Here is a 26,722-nt window from a genome sequence, read left to right on the forward strand (position 1 = left end):
ATGAACATTAGCTTGTGCTTTCTAAACTATTTTCTCGGAATAAACTAATCTGTCTAGCTTGAATTTCTAAAAGTAAAAACATGAGAAATTCCTTACTCAGCTTCATCCGGCTTGCATTTATATAGGCATCAACAAGCGTGTCATTGGAGATGGCTTTCAAATTATCGCGATCATTCATTGTGCAACAACCATTTCGGGTTTTCTTCTAGCATCGACATCATTTTCTTCATCGATTGTTGGATTTGTTCATCGGAGGGCAAGCATATATTGCCATAAGATTGTTGTACAACATCCGTTAACACCGAATCAAAAATGCCATTAAATTGCTCTGATTTCACATGAACCCCTCCTAATTTTCATTTATTTGGAAATTCCTATTTCTATCTTAGCTTGAAGTGCGTGAAAAAACAGCGCATTTTTTTTTGCATCTCTTACCTCTTTTTTTTCTATATTATGTAATTTTGTTTGCATTCAGGGAGGCACGATAAATGGGTTTGTGGCGCTGGTTCGCGCATGATAGTGCGTAAGAACTATGTTGAGATAGTGAGTGAGTCTCAGCTGTGATGTAGGGTTACTGTGCCGCGTATTCACCCCAAATCAAAAACGCCGCCACCTCCGTCTGAACGGAGATAGCGGCGTAGTCCTAACTTGCATTTACTCGCGATGATGCTGATGATGTTCAACAATGCTTGATGCTTCCATTAATTCTCGCATGACGTCAGAGCGCAACTGTTGATTCGTGAATTCACCTTTTACAAATAGATGTCCCTTGTCACTGGAAGTATAACGTGGTGGAAGCTTGTTCAGCGCGATTGCCAATATATCATCTTGGCACGTTAAACAATCACACTTCAATTCATAGTTCTTCCGGAATTCTTCGAACAACTGCTTAACCACGGTTTCCATTGCGTTGATGACAGCCATCTGTAACTCTCCCTCTAAGAACCTTTGTTACGTCTATTATACTCGATAAACTTAGAATGACAAAGATAGGGAGTTTGTACGCTGTACTTGAAATCGATAGACTCCTGAGCCAAGCTCAATTCTTACATTGCCTTCATCTTCCCTAGCCCCTTGAATACCCGAGATGGACTCTAACTTTTGACCATCGCATGTCACTTCCGAGAGAGTCGATCCAGCTAAGATGACCTCTCCGCTAGTGTTTGGCGGGAGCTGGAACGTATAACGAATGTCCCCCGATTCTTCAACGGACCATTCACTGCGAACCTCCCCATAATTCGTGATGAGGGATGCTTTGGCATACGTAAGACCCGAATCCGTCCGAGGTCGGAAGCTCATCCGTTTGTACCCTGGCTGCCGGTCGTCGGAATCCAAACCAGCTACTTTCCGATACAACCAATCGCCAATTGCACCATATGCGTAGTGATTATAGGAATTCATATCATCACTCCAGAACGTACCATCCGGTTTAATACCATCCCAGTGTTCCCAAATCGTGGTAGCCCCTTTATGAATCGTGTACAACCAGGAAGGATAATCCTCTTGCATAACAAGCTTGACTGCCACATCATGATAGCCATTCTCTGTAAGTACATGACATAGATATGGTGTGCCGACGAAGCCTGTCGTGAGATGGTAATTTTGCTCTTTGACATACTGAGCAAGGGTCGCCGCTAAGCGTTCCCGTGTGCTTCCCTGAACAAGTCCGAACATCAACGGAAGCACATGCGCAGTTTGTGTATGTCCTGCTAATCTTCCACTTGGTGTCACAAACTCCGCTGTAAATGCTTCAACAATATTCTCATAGAGCGCTGTGTATTCAACGACATCCGCTTCGCGTCCTAGAACTTCTGCTGTTTTGACAAAAAGCGAAGTCGAATACGCATAGAAGCAAGTTGCGATTAGATCTTTGGGCGTTGCCCCGACATAACTGCCCTCTTTGGCGTCCAGTCCGAGCCAATCACCGAAGTGGAAGCCGGTTTGCCACAAGTATTCGTTCTCGCCTTGCTGACGGATATAGTTAATCCAACCTTTCATACTGTCATACTGTTCTTCTAGGACGCGTTGATCCCCATAAACCTGATAAAGTGTCCACGGGCAAATCACCGCCGCATCTCCCCAAGCTGCAGAAGAATGATCTTTCTCAAAAAGCACATGCGGGATGACGAAGGGAACGCCTCCATCCTCACGTTGATCCGCTTTCAAATCTCGTAACCATTTGCTGAAAAAGAGTGCTACATCATAATTAAAGGCTGCTGTTCGAATGAACACCTGAGCATCCCCCGTCCAGCCTAACCTTTCATCGCGCTGCGGACAATCGGTAGGCACATCGAGGAAATTACCTCGCTGCCCCCAAACAATATTTCGCTGCAGCTGATTCAAAAGTGCATGCGAGCATTCAAACGTTCCCTTCGCTACCATATCGGTGTGGATAACCTGCCCTGTAAAACATGCAGCATCGAATACAACATCCTGTGGCCATCCCACAACTTTGACATAACGGAAGCCTTGGAAGGAGAAATGCGGTGCATAAGATTCTTCTCCTTTTCCACTACACACGTAGGTAACCGACTGCTTCGCTGACCTCAGATTGCCAATATAGAAATTCCCTTGTGCATCAAGCACTTCTGCATGCAGCAGCTCAATGCGTGTACCCACGGGCAGATTTAATTGCATCTGTACTTTTCCTACCATATTTTGACCAAAATCAAGCACAGTTTCCCCTGACGGGGTTTCAATCACAGCGACAGGCTGCAACAGTTCCGTCACACGGGAGGGTTCATTCTCTTGCATCACCAATGTTTCCTTGCCATAATCGAGTTCAACACTCGGAACCCAATCTTGGTCATCATAACTTGGCAGACTCCAACCCGAAAGCTCTAACCCCGCATCGTAGATTTCGCCATGATATAGCTCTGACATGCGGACTGGCCCAAGCGATGCTCGCCAGGAGGAATCGCTGACGATAATCTCTTCGGTACCGTCCTCATAAACGATATGCATTTGCATGAGCAGTGCCCGTACGCTTCCAAAAACATTCCGCTGATGCTTCCACGCGAGGTTGCCTTTGAACCACCCATTCGCTAACGCAGCGCCAATCGTGTGTTGCTTCCCTGAGATCAGACTGCTCGTAACATCGTAGCTCTGAACCTGCAGACGGTGCTTGTAGCTGGTCCAGCCTGGCGTCAACTCCCAATCGCCAACTCTCGTACCATCAAGCTCCAGTTCATATACACCGTGGCTTGTCGCATAAATCGTCGCCTTGCGAATCTGCCCGTTTACTTGGAAGGTTTTCCGAAGATAATAGGCTTCTTCCGCATCCGGGTCTATATGTGAAGGATCTGGCGTAATCCATGCCGCTTGCCAATCAGATACTTGAAGCTGTCCCATTTCCCAGTAAGCGATTTCACTCCATGGCGAAGCCAAACCGGATTGGTTCCATACCTTCACTCGACAGTAATACCGAGTCCGCGGCTGCAGCTCAAGGCCAGCATAGGCAACAAGCACAGATTGATCTGAAGCGATACGGGCCGTATCCCAAACCAAGCTCGCTGGTTCAAAATCACTAGGATACATGCTTACCTGAATCTGATATGCTGATTGCACGGTAGCGTTAGTATCAGCTTCAAGCTGCCAAGTAAAGCGTGGTTGAGCCGTATCCAATCCGATTGGATTAACTTGGTATTCACAAAGCAAAGCTGAAATTCGAATGAAACTCATAGGTTTCTCCTCCTAGATACACGAGCTGTCGTGTGAGATGCGCTTCCTTATTTATTGCATCTTTATGACTTATTGTAGAATATCCATCCTCTTGTTTGTAAGGTGTATTCAGACATTTATATAGGTGAAATACGACAATATCTCTTTTGTATTGCGATACCCTTAATTTCCATGTATAACTCGAATAGTATAAAGTTATATGAACTTATAGATAGGAAGGCGCTTATTATGCTACAAAAAACACACAGTGTCGCTGGAATGATTGCAGCCGAAATCGTACTTATTCAAGGCGACATCAGTTTCTTCACATGGGATGCTGCAGGTTCTTTATTACTCGGTTGTTTGGCAGGTACCTTAGCCGATGTAGATAAACCAGGTTCCACCATGGCCAAGGTTCTCTTTCCTTTGTCTGCCTTGCTTCATGTTTTAAAAATCAAACATCGAACATTGACGCATTCTTTGCTTTTTATGGCGCTGCTCGCGATGATATGCTTACCTCTGCCGCCTTTATATTTCTGGGTATTCATCCTTGCGTACGCTTCCCATTCCTTAATCGACCTACTGAATGATCGTGGTGTCCAACTCTTCTGGCCGATCACGCTCAAAATCCGACTGCTCCCCAAATGGATTGCAATCGACACCGGCTCCGCGAGTGAAACTGTATTCCGTTGGGTTTTACTCGTTGTCTGTCTTGTACTTCCATTTTGGAACTATGTGTTGCCATATCTGCCTTATTCATTTACAAAATAAGACCAAAAAAAATCGCTGATTCGGCTGACCAAATCGCGATTTTTCTCATTTCTGCTATTGCATGGGAATCGATAGCTGAAAACAAATAAAGCCTTCCTCCAATGTAACTTCAATCGTTCCTCGATAGTACTCAACACGTTCCTTAACTACTGGCAAACCGAGCCCTTGATGTCCACCTTCTAATTTGGTGCTATAGCCGATCGCGAACAAATCCGTGTCGTCTTCCAGATGAAAAGATGGATTCACCCGATTCTTGACTGAAATCTTCACAGCGTTCGATTCTTTCCAACCTTTTACAGAAACCTCTCGCTCTTCTGCTGGGAATTTATTCGCTTCATCAAAGGCATTATCAATGAGATTCCCGATAATTTTCACGAGATCAACCGATTTCACACCAAGGGATAATCCATCCAGACCTATGAATTCATAACTGAAAGATACTTTGGTGCGCATTGCAAGTGTTATTTTCGATTGGATTAATGCAGCGATAGCTGGCTGTCCAATTCGAATAATATCATTGACTTCATTAATTTCCTCAATTAATTCCTCCATATAGCGCATTTGATCCTCTTTTTCCCCATTGGTCAATAAGGCATAGAGGGTTTGAACATGATTCAGGAAATCATGTCGCTGACTACGAATCGTTGCAAACATAAGGTCTACATTTTGAATATACATTTCTTGTGTCGACTGAACGGCTGTTTCACGCGACTTCGTATTGAATCGGAATACAAGAAATACAAGAAGACAACTGAATACGGTAAATAGAACAATGATCAGAGCTACACGAATAAGTTGGTCATTTAACGTCTTCTGTATGGACTGGTAGTCCGAAACAATGGTTATCACATAAGGGATTTCTCGCTGAACATCCGTTACTCTCTCTTTAATTGGCACATACACAAATGTCTTTAGAATCGGTTTTCCCTTATAGCTTTCAACCACACTCACTGGCTTTTCGTCCTGTATAGCACGTTTGAAATTCGTGAAATCATTCACTTGAATGATGTTATGTGTACCGAAAAGCACAGGACGGTCATACATGGAAACATACATAATGCCATTCGGTCTCGTATATTCCTTCGGCTTCGTACCGAATGTGATCCCGTTTAATCCGGAAATTTCTATAATATCCGGATTGGATGTCAGTGTTTTTTTGACAATCGTATCCGCACCAATAATATCCTTGAACTTCTTAATTTTACCTGCATTTACAAACACACAAATAATATAATTCGCTTCCCCGTCGTAATAATAGCCAAATTTACTAACATCGCTCGTGCCTGAAGCAGGCACTTCATAAATTCCCGCCCAGAAATTAGGAAGTTTTTGCCCTTCAGGTATCGTAACATTGTGATATTTCATCAATTGGTCAAAAGCGGTAAACCAATACCCAAACGTAATTGTGCTTGTGAGCGTAAGTTCATTGGGATCAGAGGATTTACCAACCATGATATCATCGCCGATTCCGCTGCGCTTCATGAGTGAAAATCCATCGACACCTGCTTCAGCAGCAAGGGGAACAAGTTGTTCATTCGTTACCTTGTCGATATCGGGATCCAGCTTCGTTTTGGCAAAGATAGCGGCCGATCGTAATTGTTCCCCAATCATATCTTCCACAAAGAATGCTCCCGCTTCTGACTGTTCAATCGACGTTCGAATTTGATTCGCTGTCGTTGCCATTTGCTCTGACATTTCCTGCGTTAAGATGGATTTTGCATACCAATAATAGGAGCTATTGTTCGTAATTAATAACAAAATAACAATTATAAAAGTGATATAAATAACTCTTCTGTTTATTCTCATGAAGTTGTCACACTTTCTCATTTTGTATGCTGGACATTACAATTCTGCGCAAAAAAATTGCGATAAAATTTCGACAAATAACGCAGAAATCACTGCCACGTTATGTTAGTATAGTAGCTGACGAATTTGTTGTCTATCAATTAAAAGGTATTCTCACCTTTATTTGGTTATAATATAAAATTGCGGGAGGAATTTTCATATGTCAGCTACTGTTTTAATTACAGGTGCATCCTCGGGAATAGGTGAAGCCTTTGCTCGTAAATTAGCTGCCAAAGGACATCCGCTCATTCTAGTAGCCCGATCCAAAGCCAAATTAGATGAACTAAAAGCACTTGGCAAACGTTCATCTTTCGTCCTTGATGGAGGCAATAATGCCTTCATTGCACTACTCGCACGGATCCTCCCGAGACAAACAATCCTTAAAATGTTTGGGGCTTCCATTCGCAAATCCATGCAGCATAAATCTTCCTAATTGGGATCATCACAAATAATTCCTTATGCCGATTGCTTTACTTGTCTCATAGACTTTAGTAGTATAGCTAATATCGAATGAAACGAGGTGCTTTACTTTTGTCCAATGATGAAATCATTTTGACCCCTGAGGGTTTACGCAGTTTAGAGCTTGAACTTGAAGAATTGAAAACAGTGAAGCGTAAGGAATTAGCAGAACGTATCAAATTGGCTATCTCCTACGGTGACCTTAAGGAAAACAGCGAATATCATTCTGCCAAGAACGACCAGTCTTTCATGGAAACACGCGTTCTCACGATTGAACGGATGCTCAAGAAGGCCAAAGTTGTGAAGAACACGGGTACTTCCAAGGTACAAGTTGGCTCAACCGTCATATTGAATGACGTGGAATTCGCCGAAAAAATCGAGTACAAGATTGTTGGTTCTCAAGAAGCTAATGTCAACGAAAATAAAATTTCGTATGAAAGTCCGCTTGGCATCTCGCTCATGAATAAATCGGTAGGCGATGTCATTAGTGTGAATGCACCCATGGGCATTATAAGCTACGAGCTTCTAGAGATTCGCATATAGCTCCTAATAAGAAAAAGCAGTTCGTAACTAGAAGTTCTAGTTATGAACTGCTTCTTTTTATTTTACCGTTTGAAGGAAGGCAAGCGCCTTTTCCATCTTCTTTATGTAGGCGTCATCTAAGCTGGAGCACATCCATTTCACATGTCCGTTCCCCGTACCCTGGAGTTGGCTGCTGTCCTGCAACACTTGCATTAAGTGATTCACAGTCCCTATACTTCCATCTACAATTTGAATGTGGTTCGGTAGGATTTGACTCAAAATCCCACGATAAAATGGATAATGTGTACAGCCAAGTACAACCGTACCAAAAGTACTCAGATCAAATGGAGCTAATTTGGTCTTAAAATAATCAACGATCTGCGGACCATCCATCATGAGATTTTCACAAAATTGGACCAACTCTGGAAGCGGTACGGAATCTACCATTCCCATATCATCGATGCGGGATACGAGTTCTCTATATTTTGCTTCCTGAAGTGTAAGCTTTGTGGCGAATACGAGCACCCTTTTGCCAGAAGAACGATTCATCTCTACGGCTGGCTTAACAGCTGGCTCCATTCCAATAATAGGAATCTGGTGGATTCTCCGTAACTCTGCGATCGCGATACTTGTTGCTGTATTACAGGCGATGACAAGCGCCTTAACTTCTTGTTGAATTATGGTATCAACGGATTGCTTGACGAAGGTTAGAACCTCATCTTTCGACTTCATACCATAGGGAACATGCGCGGTATCGGCAAAATAAACGAAATCTTCCTGAGGCATTCGCTTCATGGCTTCGTTCAGAACTGTGATTCCACCTAGACCTGAATCAAAAAAAGCAATTTTCATCCTATTCACCCTATTTATTAGCGTTCTTTCTTAAAATGACTTAAAGTAGTCCTGCTGTGATAAGACCGTTTCGTACGCCTTCTTCATCCACATGTGTAGTCACATGATCAGCGTATGGCAATAAATCCTTATGCGAATTGCCCATGGCGATGCCGAAGCCGACATAAGAAAGCATCTCCATATCATTCAAACCATCACCAAAAGCTACCGCATCTTCCGGCTTCAAACCGACCAACTCTAGCATCGCCGCTATGCCTTGTGCCTTAGAACCACCTGCAGGCAACACATCCATCGCATGTTCGTGCCAACGAATGAGCTTAAAATCTGAAAGCAACCCCTCGTACAAATGTTCATCTTTGGCTTCACAGTGCAGGAAAATTTGATAAATATCGTTCGATTTCCAGAAATGCGGATCATAACTTGGCAAATCAACTTTTAACGAGGATACAGAGCTATGTACAAATGGGTGATCCTGTGTATCTGTTGCAAATGCATGCTGACCCTCGAATACGAGTGAATGCTGATGAGCAGCAGCTAGCTCAACTAGAGCTTCGATCGCACTCTTAGCGATTACGCGGTGGTAGAGAGGCTCGCCTTTGTAGACGGCATATCCGCCATTCAAGCACACATAGGAATCAATGCCAAGTAACTCCGCAAGTGGCTTGATGAAATAAGGTGCTCGTCCGGTTGCAATAACGGGTTCGATCCCGCTCTTTTTCAGATCGTGAATCGCCTTAACGGTGCTCTCTGGCACCTGCTTGTCCTCATTAATTAACGTACCATCAATATCAAAAAATACAATTTTGTACACAGTAGGGTTCTCCTTTTCATTCGGAAGCAGTTGTTGCCGCCCCATGTCTCTATCTCTCAATTAAACACCAAATGCCCAGAAAAAACAAAGAAAAAAGAGAATCCCTTGGGCTTCTCTCCCACTTTGCCTAAATGATCGTATCAATGATGCCATAGGTTAACGCCTCTTCTGGACTCATGTACCAGTTCCGTTGATGTTCCTTCACACGAGCGAGCTCCTCCGCTTGCAGATTCGTTTTGGACAAAATACATTCATCATAGATGTTCTGCAGCCTCTGCGTTTCATCCACTCGATTCTTCAAATGCTCCAAATGACCATCAATATGTGTGGAAACGGAGTGATACATAAAGGTACTCAGTCGACCTGCGTGCCTTTTGTGCCCGCTAACTGCGATCAGCAAACTCATACTTGCCGCTAGTCCGTACACATAGGTGTGAACGGGTGTTTTACTGTTCTCAATCACATTAATAAGACCAAAGCCATCGTATACACTGCCTCCGTTACTATTTATGATCAGGTCGATCGGCAGGCGTTTATAATCCTTTTCCTTCTTATCTTTGTCGTCATCAAATTGATTAAGTTTCATAATTTGCTCAACAATCAGTTTTACAGAGGTCTTATTGATGCCATCGAATAGATAAAGGGTTCTGTCACTCATAACATGCCTCCTGTCCGTATGGCCTTGTATTACAGTAGTCTATTCTCGGTTTGGAAACTTTGTAACTCTTTGCGTGATGTTTTCAGATTTTTGGGCGAAAAAGAGCCCCTCCTACCCCGCAAAAGGGAAGAAGCGGCTCTCCTAGCTACTTTTAGTAAATACTCACATTATCAAATTTGCTGCTCGCCCGATGCGAATAAAGACCAATTTGCCCCGAGGTGAAACTCGTATCCGTCGTTGTCAGCAGTTTCGTTCCGTTCACCCAGAATTCTAGCGTGCTGCCATTTACCACAGCTTTGAAGTCATACCAGGCCCCCAAGGTGAACGTGAATGGCACGGTGACGAGGTCGGTAGGCGTACCGCCGACGACTTCGAGGATCTTCAGACTATTCGTGGACTTATAGTACATAAATGTATAGTAATTGTTCGCATCCACACGTCGTGCGATAAGACCAAGTCCAGCTAGATTGCCGGCATCGAAGCTGTCAGCTTTGACTTTTGCGGCAACCGTATAATTCTGCCAAGTACTCAGTCCGGAATACGCATTGATACTAACAGCCGCATTGTTCGACTGGTTAAATACCTTCGTACCATCCGTCACAACGCTCCATGTGCCTCCAGTTGTTGCCCAGCTTGAGGCTGATCCTGACTCATAATCATCACCGAAAATAGGCGCCACGCTCACATTATCAAATTTGGCATTTGCCCGATGAGCGTACATTCCGATTTTGCCTGAAGTAAGCGTTGTATCCGTCCCCGTCAACTGCTTCGTCCCATTCACCCATAACTCCAGTGTGGCCCCGTTGACAACAGCTTTGAAGTCATACCAAGTGCCTGTGTTGAGTGTATAAGGCATCGTCACAACATCACTTGCGACACCGGCAGCCAGCTTCGTGATTTTCAGTGTATTCGTCAGCTTGTAGTACATGAATGCGTAATAATTACTACTATCCACATACCGTGCAACAACTCCAATCCCCGCGTAATTCCCTGCATCGAAGGCATCCGCTTTGAGCCTCGCTGAGACGCTGTAATGCTGCCAAGTACTGTCACCAATAAAAGCAGTAGCTCCACCAACCGTGGTATTCGACTGGGTGTATACCTTCGTACCATCTGTGATGACACCCCACGTTCCACCTGTTGTCGACCACCCTGCTGCTGAGCCAGATTCGAAATCGTCACTCAGAAGTGTGACTGAACTGGTGCTTGTCGTACCCGGATTACCATCTGTTTGAAAACTAATCGTAACCGTATCCGATGTACCACCTGCTTCACTGAACGTTAAAGTCTTGGAGTAACTTGAATTAGGCGCCAAACCTACCGTATTAATCGTAAAATAGATCTCCCGCTCCCCTCGCAAATTTCCTGAGGATTGTGTAAGCCCAAGCCAATCGCCTTGACCACTAACCGTCCAATTTGTGCTTAAACCGCCGCCTTTATTGATGATCTTCAATTTGTGCTTTTGAAAACTGTTCGTCACATTCTTAACACCAACATTGATGCTAGCTGGTACATCCATCTTCGCAGCTGGGATGCTCCCCAATGCGCCAAGCCGATTCGTTTCTTGGAACTTCGTGATCGTGCCCTTCTTCGCCGTTAATTTCAATTGCAGCCATTGCGCTGAAACACCTGTAGGCGGCGTAAACGAAATCGCTTGCTCCACTTTGTTGCCATACGGTACCGAGACATTAAATGTACCCGTTTGGAAACTCGTATAGGTGCCATTCCCAGGATTCAAATATCCCGCTTCCCAATTCACATCCACGCTAGTTCCGTCCTGCTGCTCATCGTTATACACAATAATTGTTCGAGTTGTAGCCGTACCTCCCGAAAATATAAGAGGTGAAGCCCCGATCAAATTATTCTTATCCCCATCCTTATCAAAAGCAGCAACAGGTGAGTACGTATTATGGGTGTACTCATACGAATCTGATTTGATAAAGGCTGGTTTCGCTGAATCATACGCGTTAAACACAGGTCGATTAATCGCGACCGGCTTCAATCCTGGTGTCGTCATATCTGACCACGTCGGATACAAGGTATCCTCCGTCACTTCATAAGCATAGATCCAATTGGCATAATAGCGAATGTCTGCAAAGCCCGCATATCTCATCGCTCTTGTCATCCGATCAGCCGCACGGTGCCAAACGGCTTGTGAAACGACATTATCGTTCAAAATATCTTTCGCCAACGTTGCGTTATACGTCCCATTCGCATTGAGTGTCGGCCACCCACCCGAAGGTGTGTATGCTTCCCCTTCACCTTTGGGTTTCGTACTGTTATTCGTGTACAGTCCATACATCGTGCTATTGTTCAACCAGCCTATTTGGTAACCGCCCGTATAGTGATGATTCTCTTGATCTGCCGTTGTAAAGTCATCCTGAATAATTGGTTTCGATGTATCAATCGATGTGATTGCCGCTGCAATGGTTGGATGCAGAATTGTCGTATTGTTGCTCGTTGAACTCCAATTTTCATTACCTCCGCTCCAGATCACAATACTTGCATGATTCTTCCTCGCATTCACCCATTGTTTAACCCATTTCGTAATGTGATCCATTGCATCAGTTGTATAACTATGCACACTGTGATACTGCCAGTAAGGCGTCTCATCAATGAGAAGTAAGCCGATTTCATCCGCATAGTCGTATACTTGCTTGATCCCTCCGTGAATGTGCGTTCGCGCAACATTGTAGGTGGTTTTCCATTCATCCATGGTTAGTTTAACCTCGGCAATGCTCGCATTCGCATACGATTGCGATGAGCTATATGCTGCCCCGTGTCCACTACCCGTTGCCCAGTTGAACTGCAGCGCATCTCCGCGGAGATTCGTTTTAATACCATTGAGCTGATAGTAATTCGTGTTTACAGCAAATTGTCTAAATCCAAATCGTGTTACTAAGCTGTCGATCGTGACCGCACTTTGAGTAAGACTCGTGTTCAAATTGTACAGCTTAGGGTCGTGCGTCCACCAATATTTCGCATTCGTCCAAGGTACAGCGGACCATGTCACGGTTTGCGAACTATTGGCTGCCACCGTCACGGTTTGGTCAGAGAAAGTTTTCTCTGTACTACCGCCAACGAGCTGAGCGCTATTTGTGACCGTGACCGTTTGGCTGATCGCTGTCGCGTTCGTCACCGTCGTTTTCACCGTTATTTCGTCGTCGGAAGGTGACGTGTTATTTTTCAAATCGGTGATGACGAATGTATCTGAAACAAATACTTTGGGATACGCCACTAACGCTACGTCATCGTTGATTCCGCGACCTTGACCCCAACTCTGATTGTCCACACCAATGGGATATAGGGATTTTCCACTTGCATCCTTGGCATCGGCTGGCAGCGCATAGTAACCCCACACACGTACTTCTAACGTATTCGTCCCCCCAACAATAGCGAGAGGTGTGATATCCAGCTTATACGGCAATCTCGTCATCAAGTAACCGTCTGTTTCTGTCGCTAGTTGTGTGCCGTTAACGAACACTTTGGACAGCGGGCCGATATTCTCGAGGTCTAGGAAGATTTCCTTCCCTGTCATTGATGAGGGCACCGTGAAATTCCTTTTATATACCCCATAGTTCAGTGTATTCCATGATGTTGGGTACCCAAAGCCAGCAGATGTATCCCAATAGGAAGGGACCGTAATATCGTAGCGGGTTGCTCCGCCATTCGGATAAAAGTCCCACACCCCATTCAATGAAATCTGCTCCCGACTCGTGTCTGCCTGTGCGTTGTTTGTCACTGCAAACAGTGTACTTATCACTAACGAAGTGAATAACATCAAGACGATCCTTAGATTCATTTTGCCTAAACTCCACGGTATTCGCATCTAACGTCCTCCTTCAAATGAGCGAGCCATAATAAATCGTAAGCGCTTACAACACTTTCGCTATTCATCCCCTCCTCTCATTCACATCCCTTATTTCTCAATTCTCCTCTATCGAAACACCTCGCTGATTCACCATTATGGCTACCTGACTATCGACGGATCCTTTTAACAGAATCTGAATCTCCGTAGAACCTGCCACCTCATTAACCTTCAAAAGCGCTAACTGCCACGCCTCACTTTCATTCGACTCACACTCAGGTAAACATAACGTAGCGATAACCGCTCTTTGCGTAAAAGATTGACGGTACGCTAAGACCGGGATTACTTTCTTTGAGCCATAATGGTCGGATCTCCACCCCTCTTTCGTCGCAAGAGACGCCTGAGCCCCTGCACTCCCAGCCCAGTACATCCGGCAACCCGATGTCTTCCCAAGCTCCTCACCGTATGAAATCGACGCTTCCACCCCCTCATCAATCCCATAGCTCCAATCCATCACCCTAGCTTCATCGGACAAATGAAACATTTGCTCGATCACATGCGTACCTACGCCATCCAACTCATCCACGACAAGGAGGAATGGCAGCGATTTCCCCATCAATAGCCATCTTCGATGCGCAACTGGCTCGCTCAATCGCGCATAGCCATGATGCGAAGCATCAATGAAATCATAGGCCTCGCAAGACAACCAACGATGTAGCTCAACAGTCGCTTCCGGCTCTCCCCATTGCTGCGTCGATAGGTACGGCGTTTGATCCTGTCCATCGACCGTAATCGTGTTGTGTGCCGAAGTTCCTTTGAAATACCGCCGCCATTCGCCTTCTTGGTACGTGTATCTGCCTGAATCTCCAAAGATTAAGCGCCCTCCATGCATCCATTCAAAATGCAAAGCATCCGCATGACCATGTGCTCCGCCTAGCGGTGCTGCGTCAAAGAACACATACTGCTGCGCATCTTGCATCACATAATAGCCCGAATCAGGGAAGGCAACGGTTGACCGAATTTCCTTCTCCATTCCTCCCATCCGCTCCGTCCAATACACGAACTTCTCGCTTCCTAACAGCCAGAGCAGCCCCTCACTGATCTCGCCTTGCTGGCAGATGGCTTCATCCTCACAAATTGCGCCTATAAAGCCGACTTTCGCTCGCACATGCGCACCGCTATCCGAATCAGATAGCGCGACAGCCTTACCATCTGGCCGTATCGTCGCTACGCTAAAAGCCACCATCGATTTCAACTTTTCCAGATAGCTGTTTGGAAAAGGATGCCCCGTCTGCTTCGCCAGTAGAAATGGCGTTCCAAACATATCCAAGCTGGCCGTATGATAATGCGGTGTCAGCTCATTTTGAATCCCATCCGCACGAATCTGATCGTGCAGACAAAGCATAAGCCGCTCTTGGGCAAGCTGGCGGAAATATGGCGCCTCCGCATGATCGGCAAGGAACGTGCCAACCATGAACAACCCTTGCATATGCATGGTGGCATGATTGATCGAGGTTTCTCCCAGATACCTCGACAGAAACGTCGCTTGTTCGGCCAAGCTGTCTCTCCACTTTCTTTCAAAATCTCCATCCAGCAGCGCACTATGGCTCATCAACATATATCCCCAGACCCAGGATTGCACACGCAATCCCACTTCGAGTAACCGCCATGGACCAGGCCGTTGGAAATACACCATCTTCTCGTATGTTAGCGAGGTTGGCTTGGGATTCTGCTCGATCCAACTCGTGATATGCCGCTTATAAGCCTCCACATACCGTTCATCCCCTGTTAATATATACGCAATTCCCAAGTCGCGCAGATGCCAATGTCGATTAAGAATCCATGTATACTCCAGGTCCTCCGTAGGATTGTACAACCAATCCGGACGCAAACCGTGATCGATCCACTCCCCTGCAGCCATCGTATAAGGAAGCTTGAACTGTCCCGCACAAGAATGGTCGGCTTGCTCCAAAATGTGTTCCACACGTAGAGGAAAATACGCTTTAAACGTCCCTGCCGCTTCACGCAGCTCCGCATTGGTCAGATAAAATTGCATCATGATCTCCTTTACTCACACGAATTATCCTTTGACAGAACCCGCTGTGACACTAATGAATGATTTGTTCGCAAGGATATACACGATGAGTATCGGCAAAATCGACATACAGGCGCCAGCGAGCATAATGTGCGTCTCCGCAGCGGCTGAGGTGCCATAGCGCAAGCTGGCTAACCCTACAGTCAACGTTTGAAGCGCTGGTTTCGTCATCGTGAATACCAAAGGCAAAATGTATTCGTTCCACGCATTGCGGAAAACGAATAACCCGGCAACGCCTAGCCCAGGCGCCAATAGCGGCAGGATAATCCGCCAGTAAATGCCATAAACGCTGCAGCCGTCAATCTTCGCTGCCTCATCTAGATCTCGCGGGATCCCTTTAAAGAAACCAATGAGCGTAAAGAAGGTTGCTGCATGACCACTGATCAAGATGATCACAACGCCCCATAAGGACTTGTGCAGATTCAAATGCACCATCAATTCGAATTGCGGGCGCAGTACAACAGCGCCGATCGAGATGAACATCGTGGACGCGAGCAGCGCCACATAGACTTTTTTACCCGTAAATTCCTGTCGATCCACGGCATAAGCAGCTAACGAAGCTACAAGTAGACTACCTATCGTGGTTGCAATACTAACGAACAAACTATTCATCGTAAAATGGGCGAAATTCGCACCCTTCCAGGCTTTCGCATAGTTGGAAAATTGCCAGACGGATGGCCAGAACGTTGCACCTGTGGTTACTTCTGCATTTGTTTTGAAAGAACCAAGCACAGCCATGATGACCGGAAATAAGGTGAACACCACGATTAGAATCAGAAATGCCCATAGAATGAGCTTACCCGTTAGTTTCGCAATGAACAGTGAGATATAGGAGGGTAGCGAGGTTGTTTTGTTATTCGTTATACGAGTTGGAACCGTCTGCATGTAAGCCTCATCTCCTATTCGTTAATCTGATTCAAACGTTTAGATAAGTAGAAATAACCTAACGTTACAACGCCAACAATCAGCGCGGATACGAAACCAACTGCACTGCCGTAACCGATTTGCTGCTGAACAGCACCGCCTGCCGACGATACGGGGAAGAAGAGCTTATACACGTAAAGATACATGACTTCTGTTTTGCCAATAGGCCCGCCTTCAGTCAACACCATGATGCTCTCATAGCCTTTTAAGGCTGCTGTTATGGCGAGTAGTACGATCATTTGCAGCACAGGGCCTAACATAGGGACAGTGATGTAAATAAATTTCTTCCAACCATTTGCCCCGTCAATGGCGGCACTTTCGTAGACGTCCTGCGGTATATTTTGCAATCCGGCGAGGAACAGCAGCATGTAATTCCCGATGGCACCCCAAACGGCGATGATGATCATCGTGAGCATGGCGAACTTCGTTCCCAGCCAATCGATATTCGAATGGATAATACCGTATTTCACAAGATATTGATTGAGAATCCCATTATACGAATTGAAAATAACGTAGAAGACGACAGACATGACAGCTGTACTAATGACCGTTGGTAGAAAATAAATCGCACGAAACAGATGTCGTCCACGCAATGCCCCGTTAAGTATCACGGCGAGCACTAAGGCGATGGGTAAGGTTAGAATGATTTTGCCCCCAGCATACACCAAGGTATTGATAACCGATTGCCAATAAGTCTCGTCCTCATACAGTCTTCTGAAATTATCTAAGCCATTGAAGGTCTTAGCCCCATAGCCAGGATAGCTGTAAAACATATAGCGCATGGCCCACCCTAACGGGTAAATGCTAAGCACCAAAGTCAGAAAAAGACTCGGAAATGTAAGGATATAAGGGGCAAGCGCATGCTTACGTTTCATCATTGCAAGGCTCCTTTCTACTTGAGAAAAAGAGCTACCCGCTTCAAACACACGGTTTCAGGCGGATAGCTTCCTCTCCTAGCGTGATCTTATTTAACTAGACTGCCTTGTAGATTTTTGGCATCAAAGTCGGGCATGGGTTGATTCTTGGTCGTACCTGTTTGTCTCGCTTTATCTAGAGCGGTGTTATAGCGTGTTGACAAATCTGTCGTTATTTTATTCACATCGCCGCCCTCTAGGATGTATCGCAAGGCTTCATCGCCCAAATTTTTACCTTCTGGCGTCACTGCTGGGACAACTGGGAATAAGGCGTCATATTTGTTAGGTAGGAACAAGTCCATATTGGCGAATCCTGGTTTTTTCGCAACAGCCAGCACATCTGGTACAGCGGAGATCCCTACACTATCCTCTTGGTATGTTTTCAACACTTCCGGACCGTACATCGTTTCGATGAATTTCCACGCCTTCGCTTTGTTCGCCGATTTCGCACTCATCGCGAGCCATACCGTCGCATTTGAGAATGGCGAAGCGCCATTGATTGTGCCATCTACCGTAGGAAGCGGGGCCGCACTCCATTTGATTTTGGCAGGAAATTGGTTCTTGTATACACCTGGCTCACTCGCATGATTGATGTACATGCCGATTTTACCTTCCGCAAATTGTGCACGGAGCGGGTCGATATCAAGTAATTCAAAGCCAGGAATCATACTGCCATCCTGCTTCATTTTGCGCAGAGCCTCGAGCATTGGGATTTGACTGGCAAAGTCGAACTTGCCTGTTTTGAAGTTAAAGCCATCCAAGATCCCTGTACTTAGCGCGACAATCGGAGAAGCGGAACGGCCAAAGCCGCCGTTATTTTTGAAGTTACCTGCGAAGCCATACGCACCAATATCCTTCCCAGCAACGGTAAGCTTCTTGGCTGTCTCGACCATTTCATTGATCGTTTTCGGCGGTGCAGTAATACCCGCTTTTTGGAAAAGATCGACGTTATAGATAAGGCGCCAAGTGATACCATAGTTCGGCAAAGAGTAAATTTTATTCTCCACACGGTTCCCGTCGTCGATGATGAGGTTCTTGAAACGGGTTTTGAATTCAGGGGTCATGTAGGTGTCTAATGGTTCTAGGTAGCCTTTCTTGATGAACGGGGCAAAATTAGAGCCTGATGTCTTGATAATGTCCGGTGCTTGATTACTAGCGAAAGCGACATCTAAAGATTGCTCATAGTTGTCAGCCATAATCGTGACTTCGACTTCGATATTGTCCTTATTCTCGGCATTATACTTCGCGATCTCCGCTTTGATATGATCCGATGCACCACGGTCGTTCGTCCAGTAAGTTAGCTTTGTTTTGGGGCCGGTGGCTGCTGCTGGCGCTGCGGAACTTGCCGCTGCTGTTGCTGCAGCTGTAGCTGCTGGGCTTGCAGATGTATCCGCTGTATGGCCGCTCCCGCAAGCAGATAAGGTGACTAGCAGAGCTGCGGATGCAGCGAGATGAAACGGTTTCTTACGCATAAATGGTTGGCCTCCCTTTTCTTTTCCCATGTGTTTACTTCTAAAGTGTAAGCGAATTCACTCTAGCTGTGAGGAGGGTAAAACCACTATTCACTAGGAAAATATGATTGTATTAGGACGGTTTATAGATTTGCTTGAACTCCGTCGGTGTCATCCCGACATGTCTCTTGAACACGTCTGTGAAGTAGGATCGATCCTCGTAACCCAGATGAATCGCAACTTCTTGCACCTGCTTATCCTCAAGGAGCATCTCCTTCGCCTTCTCGATTCGCAGTCCGTTCATGTAGTTGATGAGCGTCGTCCCTGTCACCTTTTTGAACAGATTCGCAAAATAACTGCCGCTCAAATACACATGCTTCGCTAAATCAGTGACCGTTACATTCTTGTCCAAATTCTCTCTCATATACTGAATCGCCTGGGCGATGACCGAATCCGCTTCCAGCTCACGCTGCTTGTGCAAAGCGTCGCAACCTGCTGAAACCAATTGATTGAGCAATTCATTTAACTCGCGCAGCGTCAAGCGCTCTCCCTTTTTCAGAAGATCCAGCTTCGCTGTCAGCTCATCCATCCCACTTGGCATCGTAATCTTCTCAGCGAAAATGCGATACATAAGCAGCCCTAGCTCATAGCACACATTCATCACATCGCTAGGTTGTACCCCCGAATAGCTATGTACAATGCTCTGCAGAAGAGGCAGCGCTCTCTCTTTATTGCCCATACGTAAGTAATTGAACAATTCTTTTTCTTGCTCGGCACTATGTCTAGAACGTGTAGCAGCATGATGCTGAATGTCTTCATAGAAGAAAACACTATTCCCGCCTGTATAGAAATTGTGGGACAAGGCTTCCGTTGCCTGCTGATAAGATTGGGGCAGCTCGTGAATCGTTCTGGCCTCAAGTCCGACACCGATAGAGATCGTGTAGCGTGAGTAGTTCAGCATATGCTCGCGACACTGTTCAGCCAGCGTAACGATATCCATGTGAGTTGGCACATTCAGCAGACAAATGAAGCCGCTCAATTGCTCCCGGAATACAATGGATTTCGTGGCAGAAGCGAGTGTTTCTTCGAGGATGTTTTTGACTGCGAAACGAGCCAGTTCAACGTCATGAATGCCATGGGTATCCACTTGCTTCGCAAAACCATCGATTTCAATACACATAATGACGAGGCGCTCCCGATTTAGATCGAGCTTCAAATAGTCCCAACGTTCCTTCAGCCTCGCTTCATTGGCGTTGTAACGCAGCAACAGATGCAAATATTCTTGGCGCAGCAGCGGCATGCTTTCCTTAATTTGACGTTCCATTTCGCTTTGTTTGGCAAAATGGACACGATCCAGCTCAATTTGCTCTTTCGCTTTCTGCACAACCGCTTCAATCGCTGTTTTCAAGAACGGCTTCGCTATAAAATCGAACGCACCTAAACGAAGCGCCTGCTGCGCATATTCGAAATCGGTATAGCCGCTGAGCAGGATTACTTTGCAATTGGGCATCACCGCTGTGATTGCCTTCGTCATCTCCAAACCATCCATTCGCGGCATTCGAATATCCGTTAAGACGATATCTGGCCTGAGCTCTAAGACCATCTGCAAGCCGTCCTCTCCATTGCCTGCTGTCCCTACTACCTGCACACCATGTGTGTCGATTTGGATCAAATCAGCGATCCCTCGAACGACACTTCTTATATCATCAATGACACAAAGTGTTATATCAGACCTACTCATGTTAGACTTCCCCCTTGATCGGAATCGTTATATACACCTTTGTCGCTTCAAAAGGCTCACTCGTGAGAACCATCGTTGCCTCGCCACCATAGTACAGCTGCAAGCGGTTGAAGACATTCCGCAGCGCATAGCCTTTCTTCTCTGTGTTAGGATGATTCAGGCTCAGTTGCAGCTTATCTGCATCCATGCCGGAACCGTTATCTTCAACAACAATATGCATTTGTAGATGATCGGATGTAAGTTCAATACGAATCTTGCCGCCAGATTCCATATGCTCAAACCCGTGAAGTAAACTATTCTCAACCAAGGGTTGGAGCATGATTTTCATAATGGGAAGTGTTTGGCTGGTATCACTGCTTACCACAATTTCAAAGTCAAAAAGCTCCTCATAGCAAAGCTGTTGTATCGTCAAATACTGCCGCACATGAAGTAGTTCTTTCTCCACCGTCGTCCATTCTTCGCCATGATTGAGGCCTAATTGAAAGAGCTGTGATAAGGCGATGACCATCGACTTGGAGTTATCCAATTCGCCCGTTTCCATTTTCCAAATGATCGTATTAAGTGTGTTATATAAAAAATGCGGTGAAATCTGTGCCTGCAACGCCTTGGCTTCGGACTTTCGTTTCTCTCGTTCAGCGTCCTTCACTTCGTCGATGAGTTCATTGATTTCCAGCAGCATGCTGTTAAATTTATGACCAACCTGACTGACCTCATCTTGATAATGGCTCTGGAATCGAACTGACAGATCATTGCGTCCTACCTTACTCATCAGCATTTGCAGATGATACAGCGGCTTCAGCAAAATCGCCGAAAGCACATTCGACACCAGTACCGCCATAATGATGCAGACGAGCATAATGATGCCGGTCGCCCATTGAATCCAGCTCAAATCCTTGAGCAGATCAGATCTCGATTGGACGCTGAGCAGCAGCCAGTCCGGATTGAATTGCAGGGTCGCATAGTTAATTAGGTCGTATTGCTCCGTAATCCCAACCTCGAAATGGCCCCTCAAGCTCGTCCCAATATGTTTCTCAAGGAAATATTTGTCATAGCTCTTGGGTAAATTCGGCTGATTCAATAGCACGCTTGCAGCATTCCGATTCACAAGGAACAAATTCTGATCTTCCTTCTCGGTGTGCCGGTCGGACAGTATGCCTTGGATCGCCTTCTCGTTCAAATTCACAACAAAATACATGTTTGGACTATCACTGATCGATTTCATAACTAACGAAATAACGCGATCTTTCCCTTGAAAAAGAAGATCTTCATGCCCTTCGACCCAGAATGGCTCTTTGGTTAGTTGCGCCTTCTCGTACAGCGGCGAATCATAGAAAGAGTAGCCTTGATTCCGATAGTAACTGGCAGAATAGAATTCTCCAATCGGCGTCGCAATAAAAATCGATTCGATCGACGGCTCTGCCAGCTTCGCTTGCGTGAACGCCGAGTTCATCGCTGTCATGTGACCGTAGTAGCCATCTTTCTTGCCAGCGGCAGAATCCTTCGACATCTGGACAAATGGCTGCGAAATCATAATATTCAACACCGACACGAGAATCTGCTTTGCTTTCTCATCCAACACACGTGCAGAGGTGTTTAGATTATCCTGGCTGAGCTGGAACGTGTTCCGCTCTATGACGCGCGCACTTATATAGTAAGACAGTCCCCCTGTCGCCGCGATCGAGATGGCAATCAGCAGAACGAACGACACCCACATGCGCTTCTTCAGCGTAAGTTTGTATAGCATGGTTTTCATGAACGTACACCTCCATGCTCACATTGTATCGCAAACGCTTTCAGGGAGGATATAGAATTTTCCTGTGTGGTGGAGAGAGCGACTGCCCCCGACATCCCTCCCCTCTCTCGGGGAGGGAACGTGGGTGCGTTAATTGTGCATTTGGGGGTTGATTCCAGACGTGAGAGGAACGTGGGTGCGCTATTTCTACATTTTCGTCTGGATTTGGCCATATTCCACTAGAATAGGGCTTCCTCGTTCCCCTTGGGATCACTTTTAGCAGCTAATGCGTCATATAGTGAATCTACGTTCCCTCTCATACGCTATAAGTGGAGTTGATAGCTGCGTGCACGTTCATTACCACTCGCTACAACCAAAAGTTGCTTATCACATAACACATGCAACAAAGTTCTAGCGTGTCTTTTACTTACTTTGAGATGCACAGATAGTTCTGGAGCTGTAAATGGACGGATTGTTCTGCGAGCGAAACGAATGATTTCACTTTCCAGCCAAGAGAGTGTCGGTAGAACATCGGTGGCCATAAACTTGCCAATAAGAGAAAGAATCAACTGTTGGCATTGTTTCGGTGCTTCAACTATCGAAGGGTAGGCAAGAGGGAGAACTAACCACCCATCTAATGCGAGGTGTGCATGACGGATGCACAAATCTTTGAATCGCCAAACTTCAAGATCTCGCGCATGTGAACTGTAACCTTGAATTTCAATTGCGGCTTTTACATCTCTAGGCATATAGGCAAAATCCAAATAACGATAGCCGTTCGCGAAGTCACGAACCTCCCATTGGGGATACAGATCGTTGAAGTTGCCGACCTTTGGATACCAAATGGACCGAAGAAACTCCATCTCCGCATGGCCTAAACCTCGTTCTAATCGTTCCCTTCTACGGGGGTTTGTGTCATCTGCAATTTGTTGTGCCATAAATGCTGCGAATGCTTGTTCAAATTTCATTAGCCATCTCTCCTTAAGTGGACCCAAAACAAAACGCCGCTCTCATCACTATAACTGAAAGGACCTATTCCTCAGTTACCATGATAAAAACGGCGTGTGCTTCACGACCAATGTCATATTATTTGTTTTAAAGTATACTAGACGAAGCCTAGATCATGCTACTTCATTCTGCTTCCGATTGAACTTGATATTCCGCAAGAGATACTGTCAACTCGTCCGTAACATGGATACCCTCAGATACTAGCAAAAACCGCTGCAGCTGCGCACCCTCATCATCTTGGATCGCGATTTCTCCACGAACATTGAGGACTCTGTGCCAGGGGAGACGGAACTTTTTGCTCATGGCATGCAGAATCCGCACAACTTGCCGAGCTGCTCTTGGACTTCCGGCTTGCCGCGCAATTTGGCCATACGTCATCACTCTTCCTTCGGGAATGGATCGAATGATTTCGAGAACTCTCTCTGTAAAAGGTGTCATTGTACCGGTAGGAACTTGATGCATACAGGCTGAGACATCTCAAGTACACTGCCAGTTGGGACTAGTTTCCCAGTCGTCTCATCGCGCGCAAAGCTAACGATATTGTCAGAATCTTTATTCGCGACTAGGACAAAACGTCCATCAGGCGAAATCCCAAAATTTCGTGGGTGCTTCCCTAGGGTTGGTGCATGTTCCACAACGGAGAGCTTTCCTGTTTGATTGTCAATGGCATAAACTACGATGCTATCGTGTCCGCGATTGGAACCATAAAGGTAGCGTCCGTCAGGTGAGACGTGGATGTCTGCGCACCCATTTTCGCCATCGTAGGAGGCTGGTAGGGTTGGAATCGTCTGGATTTCTGTTAGTTTACCTTGTTCCTCATCATAGCTGAATGCTGTAACCGTGGAACCGAGCTCATTAATCACATACCCGTACTTGTAGGACGGGTGGAAGGCAAAATGGCGCGGCCCCGAACCAGGCGTGACAGACACTTCGCCATGTGGAATGAGACGCTTAGCGGCGAGATCGAGTTTGTATAGGATAATTTTATCAAGGCCTAAATCACATGCACCTATGAAACGATTTGCACGATCAACGAAAACGGAATGCGCTCGCGGCCGATCCTGTACGGGAAGTAGGCTCGCACCATGATGCTGTTGAATGTCCGCGGAAGTCCCAAGCTGGCCATTGGCTAAAATTGGAGATAAGCCAACCATGCCACCATGATAGCTCGTAACCATTACAACTTGATTCATGTTGTCTAGCTGGATGTGGCATGTTGTCGCAGGCAGCGTGTTTTCTTGATTAAGTAGTGTTAATTCACCCGTTTCTGACTGTATGGTGTAGGCACTAGCTGCTCCACATTTCTGACCTTCCGTACCAACACCTTCACCTAGTACGTATAATCGCCAATTTGCAGCATCGACAGCTAGAAAGGTTGGATTTTGGAGACCCGTTACGTTATGGGTAAGCGCTAAGCTACCTGTTTTTGCATCAAATTGTGCCGTATAAACCCCCGGATTCTTCGCATCGGCGTAAGATCCAATAAAGGCTAAAGTTTGTTTCGTTTGTTGTTGCTTGTCCAAAGATGTCACTCCCATTCTCATCTAATTTCAATATGAGCATTATCTCAAATCTGCCCCTTGTGGGCAACTATTGGATTTACTGTGGGGTTGGAGAAATGAGATTGACCGGAGAGTAATATTCATATGTTTTCTGACATGAAAATCACTCATGGTCAACAACGCAAGGTAATCTACACAGATAACCTTTTTTAGGTTGTTGACCATAAGTGATAATACCCGATCCAGACCGCCTAGGACAGTCCTTCTCTATTTAAACAGCAGAAGAAATATACACAGAGTAAACGGCATTTTGTGTAACGTTCATATTTAGGTATACTGAAATTGCATCATTTCTTATGACAGGGTTACCAGCTATATTACTAGTCCATGTTACTGTGGCATTTGGTGTGACTGCATAGGCAGCACCATTGGAAAGACGCACGGGTTGAGCTCCTACATCTGTAGGTCTAATTGAGAAGACTATGGTTCCAGTAAGCGAAGCCGTAGTTGTAAGAGTAATTGTAGATATGATGTTAGCTGCTAACGGTGCCCCTGCAGTATTAATAACATCAAAACATACTTGGAAAAGATACACTCCAGCAGGTAAGTTGTTTACAGCTATTGCTCCAGAAAAAGCAACTACGCTTCCATTCGCAGCATCGACATAAGGCACCATATTGGAAAGCGCTCCAGGCGACCCTGCTAAACGTTGAAATCCTGCATTATTTCCACCAAAATTAAGAATTTTTGTAAAATTAGTCGGTGTCGCTCCGGTTGCTCCTCTTGCTCCAGTCGCTCCGGTTGCTCCGGTTGCTCCAACCAGTTGCTCCTGTTCCTCCAGTCGCTCCTGCTGCTCCAGTTGCTCCTGTTACTCCAGTCGCTCCAGTCGCTCCAGTTACTCCTATTGCACCAGTTGCACCGGTTGCTCCGGCTACTCCTGTTACTCCGGTTGCTCCAACTGCTCCTGTTCCTCCAGTCGCTCCAGTTACCCCTATTGCACCAGTTGCTCCAGTTGCTCCGGTTCCTCCTGCTGCTCCGGTTCCTCCAGTCGCTCCTGCTGCTCCGGTTGCACCCGTTGCTCCAGTTGCTCCGGTTCCTCCAGTCGCTCCTGCTGCTCCTGTTGCTCCGGTTGCTCCTGCTGCTCCGGTTCCTCCAACAGCTCCGGTTGCTCCTGCTGCTCCGGTTGGTCCGGTTGCTCCAGTTGGTCCCTGTGGTCCACCTGCTGGCCCCGTCGCTCCGGTCGCTCCTGTGTCACCTGTTGCTCCGGTTGCTCCTGTTGCTCCTGCTGCTCCTGCTACTCCCGTTGCTCCTGCTGCTCCAGTTACTCCTGTAGCTCCCGTTGCTCCAGCTGCACCAGTTGCTCCAGTCGGTCCAGTTACTCCGGTTGCTCCTGCTGCTCCTGCAACACCTGTTGCTCCTGCTGCTCCTGCAACACCTGTTGCTCCAGTTACTCCTATTGCCCCTGTTGCTCCTGCTGCTCCCGTTGCTCCAGCTGCTCCCGTTGCTCCTGCTGCTCCTGCAACACCTGTTGCTCCAGCTGCTCCGGTTGCCCCTGTTGCTCCTGCTGCTCCCGTTGCTCCAGCTGCTCCTGCTACTCCTGTTGCTCCGGTTGCTCCTCTCTTTCCTTTATGCCCCTTCTTCCCTCTAGGCCCTCTCTTACAACACTTTGATGATGTGGACGTTGTCGTGGACGTTGTCGTACAACAACAATCTGATTTCGATTTTTTCGGATTATTACTCATATAAATTTGTAACTCTGGTTCAATCGAATCGAGAACATGTTTAAGTTCCTCTTTATTTAATCGCTCCAATTATTCCACCACCTCTTTTCTTTGTCCTACTAGTTTATGAGCTAGAACATATATTGCGAGGGCTAGAAAAGAAAACAAGCATTTCCCTACTAGAGTGACATATTGCATGAAATCTTAATACTATATTATGTAAAATACAACTTACAAGAGGTGGCAGA

Annotated in this window: 22 protein-coding genes and 1 pseudogene; 3 read left to right on the forward strand and 20 right to left on the reverse strand. The window is 46.1% G+C overall.

The annotated features are described in order from the left end of the window. Positions 1-7: 7 nt before the first annotated feature. The 4 genes from sda to ASL11_RS04135 all read right to left on the reverse strand — a co-directional run bounded on the left by sda (position 8) and on the right by ASL11_RS04135 (position 3,681). Complete coding sequence (sda, locus tag ASL11_RS35590) at positions 8-178, reverse strand: sporulation histidine kinase inhibitor Sda (RefSeq protein WP_082595238.1); 171 nt, start codon at positions 176-178, stop codon at positions 8-10. After that, positions 171-338, reverse strand: a complete 168-nt coding sequence (locus ASL11_RS36280) for a hypothetical protein (protein WP_157256816.1) — start codon at positions 336-338, stop codon at positions 171-173. Before ASL11_RS36280 ends, sda begins: the two co-directional genes overlap by 8 nt. Before the next feature lie 316 nt (positions 339-654). Next, on the reverse strand, positions 655-924 hold the full coding sequence (locus ASL11_RS04130; protein WP_056610014.1) for a late competence development ComFB family protein: 270 nt from the start codon (positions 922-924) through the stop codon (positions 655-657). Between the two features lie 51 nt (positions 925-975). Next, positions 976-3,681 (reverse strand): alpha-L-rhamnosidase, encoded by a 2,706-nt coding sequence (locus ASL11_RS04135; RefSeq protein WP_056610016.1) that lies wholly within the window; start codon positions 3,679-3,681, stop codon positions 976-978. A gap of 228 nt (positions 3,682-3,909) precedes the next feature. Here ASL11_RS04135 and ASL11_RS04140 point away from each other — a divergent pair, with 228 nt between their 5' ends. Next, a complete protein-coding gene (locus ASL11_RS04140; RefSeq protein ID WP_056610018.1) occupies positions 3,910-4,431 on the forward strand; it encodes a metal-dependent hydrolase in 522 nt (173 codons plus the stop codon). A gap of 54 nt (positions 4,432-4,485) precedes the next feature. Here ASL11_RS04140 and ASL11_RS04145 read toward each other — a convergent pair whose 3' ends face one another. Continuing rightward, a complete protein-coding gene (locus tag ASL11_RS04145) occupies positions 4,486-6,237 on the reverse strand; it encodes a sensor histidine kinase (RefSeq protein WP_056610020.1) in 1,752 nt (583 codons plus the stop codon). Between the two features lie 199 nt (positions 6,238-6,436). Here ASL11_RS04145 and ASL11_RS37320 point away from each other — a divergent pair. Beyond that, positions 6,437-6,568, forward strand: a pseudogene (locus tag ASL11_RS37320) (SDR family NAD(P)-dependent oxidoreductase); the annotation flags it as partial. Positions 6,569-6,807: 239 nt separating this feature from the next. Then, positions 6,808-7,278 carry a transcription elongation factor GreA gene (gene greA, locus ASL11_RS04155; RefSeq protein ID WP_056610031.1) on the forward strand — a complete coding sequence of 157 codons (471 nt, stop codon included), beginning with the start codon at positions 6,808-6,810 and terminating at the stop codon, positions 7,276-7,278. A gap of 57 nt (positions 7,279-7,335) precedes the next feature. Here the strand turns inward: greA and murI are convergent, their stop codons facing one another. The 15 genes from murI to ASL11_RS37330 form a co-directional block, all read right to left on the reverse strand. Beyond that, positions 7,336-8,109, reverse strand: a complete 774-nt coding sequence (gene murI, locus ASL11_RS04160; RefSeq protein ID WP_056610034.1) for a glutamate racemase — start codon at positions 8,107-8,109, stop codon at positions 7,336-7,338. Between the two features lie 40 nt (positions 8,110-8,149). Then, entirely contained in the window at positions 8,150-8,965 is an 816-nt protein-coding gene (locus tag ASL11_RS04165) for a Cof-type HAD-IIB family hydrolase (RefSeq protein ID WP_056610036.1), read from the reverse strand. Positions 8,966-9,047: 82 nt separating this feature from the next. Continuing rightward, positions 9,048-9,578: an ATP-dependent Clp protease proteolytic subunit gene (locus ASL11_RS04170; protein WP_056610039.1), complete on the reverse strand. Its 531-nt coding sequence runs from the start codon at positions 9,576-9,578 to the stop codon at positions 9,048-9,050. 151 nt (positions 9,579-9,729) lie between these two features. Then, positions 9,730-13,407 (reverse strand): family 16 glycoside hydrolase, encoded by a 3,678-nt coding sequence (locus ASL11_RS04175; protein ID WP_056610049.1) that lies wholly within the window; start codon positions 13,405-13,407, stop codon positions 9,730-9,732. A 97-nt stretch (positions 13,408-13,504) separates the two neighbouring features. Continuing rightward, positions 13,505-15,445, reverse strand: a complete 1,941-nt coding sequence (locus tag ASL11_RS04180; RefSeq protein WP_082595240.1) for an alginate lyase family protein — start codon at positions 15,443-15,445, stop codon at positions 13,505-13,507. A 21-nt stretch (positions 15,446-15,466) separates the two neighbouring features. Further along, entirely contained in the window at positions 15,467-16,366 is a 900-nt protein-coding gene (locus ASL11_RS04185) for a carbohydrate ABC transporter permease (protein ID WP_082595241.1), read from the reverse strand. 14 nt (positions 16,367-16,380) lie between these two features. Next, entirely contained in the window at positions 16,381-17,283 is a 903-nt protein-coding gene (locus tag ASL11_RS04190) for a carbohydrate ABC transporter permease (protein WP_056610057.1), read from the reverse strand. An 86-nt stretch (positions 17,284-17,369) separates the two neighbouring features. Beyond that, positions 17,370-18,791, reverse strand: a complete 1,422-nt coding sequence (locus ASL11_RS04195; protein ID WP_056610063.1) for an ABC transporter substrate-binding protein — start codon at positions 18,789-18,791, stop codon at positions 17,370-17,372. A gap of 112 nt (positions 18,792-18,903) precedes the next feature. Then, positions 18,904-20,511, reverse strand: a complete 1,608-nt coding sequence (locus tag ASL11_RS04200; RefSeq protein WP_056610070.1) for a response regulator — start codon at positions 20,509-20,511, stop codon at positions 18,904-18,906. Between the two features lies 1 nt (position 20,512). Beyond that, the gene (locus ASL11_RS04205) at positions 20,513-22,264 is read right to left on the reverse strand and encodes a sensor histidine kinase (RefSeq protein ID WP_063795470.1); all 1,752 of its coding nucleotides are present in this window, start codon (positions 22,262-22,264) and stop codon (positions 20,513-20,515) included. Between the two features lie 302 nt (positions 22,265-22,566). Continuing rightward, on the reverse strand, positions 22,567-23,211 hold the full coding sequence (locus tag ASL11_RS04210; RefSeq protein ID WP_056610073.1) for a hypothetical protein: 645 nt from the start codon (positions 23,209-23,211) through the stop codon (positions 22,567-22,569). A 163-nt stretch (positions 23,212-23,374) separates the two neighbouring features. Continuing rightward, positions 23,375-23,689: an MGMT family protein gene (locus ASL11_RS04215; RefSeq protein ID WP_056610182.1), complete on the reverse strand. Its 315-nt coding sequence runs from the start codon at positions 23,687-23,689 to the stop codon at positions 23,375-23,377. Further along, on the reverse strand, positions 23,686-24,774 hold the full coding sequence (locus ASL11_RS04220; RefSeq protein WP_235550368.1) for a lactonase family protein: 1,089 nt from the start codon (positions 24,772-24,774) through the stop codon (positions 23,686-23,688). Before ASL11_RS04220 ends, ASL11_RS04215 begins: the two co-directional genes overlap by 4 nt. Positions 24,775-25,024: 250 nt before the next feature. Beyond that, positions 25,025-25,429, reverse strand: coding sequence for a hypothetical protein (locus ASL11_RS37325; RefSeq protein WP_157256817.1), 405 nt, complete (start codon positions 25,427-25,429; stop codon positions 25,025-25,027). Positions 25,430-25,508: 79 nt separating this feature from the next. Then, entirely contained in the window at positions 25,509-26,564 is a 1,056-nt protein-coding gene (locus ASL11_RS37330) for a hypothetical protein (protein ID WP_327205084.1), read from the reverse strand. Positions 26,565-26,722 lie beyond the last annotated feature (158 nt).

Origin of the sequence: Paenibacillus sp. Soil750, assembly GCF_001428045.1 — a bacterium.
Classification (GTDB): domain Bacteria; phylum Bacillota; class Bacilli; order Paenibacillales; family NBRC-103111; genus Paenibacillus_E; species Paenibacillus_E allorhizoplanae.